This is a genomic window from Salipiger sp. PrR007 (assembly GCF_010499845.1).
GTDB lineage: Bacteria > Pseudomonadota > Alphaproteobacteria > Rhodobacterales > Rhodobacteraceae > Salipiger > Salipiger pacificus_A.
On record NZ_JAAGOZ010000002.1, the window covers coordinates 1 to 1,353 of the forward strand.

The 1,353-nt window shown below is 70.5% G+C and carries 2 protein-coding genes; both read left to right on the forward strand.

What is annotated here, in order from left to right; translation table 11 throughout:
* The coding region (locus G0Q01_RS00010; protein WP_164212900.1) for a hypothetical protein at positions 1 to 425 on the forward strand (425 nt) is incomplete at its 5' end.
* The coding region (locus tag G0Q01_RS00015) for a phage tail tape measure protein (RefSeq protein ID WP_164212901.1) at positions 422 to 1,353 on the forward strand (932 nt) is incomplete at its 3' end. The genes G0Q01_RS00010 and G0Q01_RS00015, both read left to right, overlap by 4 nt.

Below are 1,353 nucleotides of genomic sequence, written 5' to 3' on the forward strand. Positions count from 1 at the left end.
CTCTTCCCCGGTGTCTCCGCCACGCTGCACGGCGAGCTGCTGGCGCCCTGGATCGCATTGGAGATGGAGGGAAACGTCTCCGCGCCCTCGCCAAGTACCGCCACAGCGGAGGGCTGAGCCACTGCGCGGGCTGCCGGGACGCTCCCGGCTTCGCCTGCGCAAGGTTCGGCGGCGAGGGCGCATGCCCCGAAGACACCCATCTGCCACGCTCGATCGAGGGCCGGGCCATCGCCTCGGCCGGGCTCGAGCTCTTCCACCAGCGGCGGATCGGTCCCGGCGGCTACGCCGGGCTCGACATGCCCGCCTGCCTCGCGCTGCTGAAGGCGCGCGGCGTTTCCGAAGATATTGCAGCGCTGCTCTTGCCGCGCTGGGAAGCCGGGCTTCTCGAGGCCGCGGCGCTGCAGCGTGAGGACAAGAGCGAATGAGCCGAACGGAACGCCAGTATTCGATCCGCTTCTCGGCGGCTGGCAAGCAGCAGCTCGAAGCGGACCTGCGCGCGCTCGGCGCCAGTGGCGAGCGCAGCCTGCGCCTAATCCAGGGCGCTGCGCGCCCGGCCGGGGCAGGGCTGCGCGAAACCGATCTCGCGGCGCGGCAGCTCAAGGGGTCCCTGGGCTCGGTCGCGGCCGAGCTCCCGTCCCTGCAGCGCCTCGCTCGCTACATGGGCACAACTGCGATCGCCGGTGGGCTGGTCGCCTTCGGCAAGGGCGCGCTCGATGTCGGGCGGCAGTTCCAGGCGATGATGCAGCGTGTGCAGGCTGCGACGGCGGCCAGTGTTCAAGAGGCCGCGAGTCTCGAGGCGGCGGCCAAGCGGCTCGGCGGCACGACCGCCTTCACTGCGATGCAGGCGGCCGAGGCGATCGAGGTGCTGGCGAAGAACGGCGTTGCGGTCTCGAGCATCCTCGGTGGCGCGCTCGATGCCTCGCTCGCCTTGGCCAGCGCGCTCGGCGCGGAACTCGCCCCGTCGGCCGACCTGGTGACCGACCTCATGGCGCAGTTCAGCCTCGAGGCGGCTGCGCTTCCCGACGTGGTCGATCGCGTCACCGGGGCGGCCTTTACCTCGAAGTTCGGCTTCGACGATCTGCGCCTCGCGATCGGCCAGGCCGGCGGTGTGGCCGGCACGGCCGGCGTCGAGCTCACGGATTTCCTGACCTCGCTCTCCGCCACGGCGTCGAACTTCTCCTCGGGTCAGGATGCCGGGACATCGTTCAAGACCTTCGTCCAGCGCCTAACGCCCGAGAGCAAACAGGCCGCGGCGGCGATGCAGGAGCTTGGCCTCGAGTTCTTCGATGCGCGCGGCAAGATGAAGACCATGGCGGAGATCGCCGGGGAACTGCAGGAGGGCCTTGCCGGTCT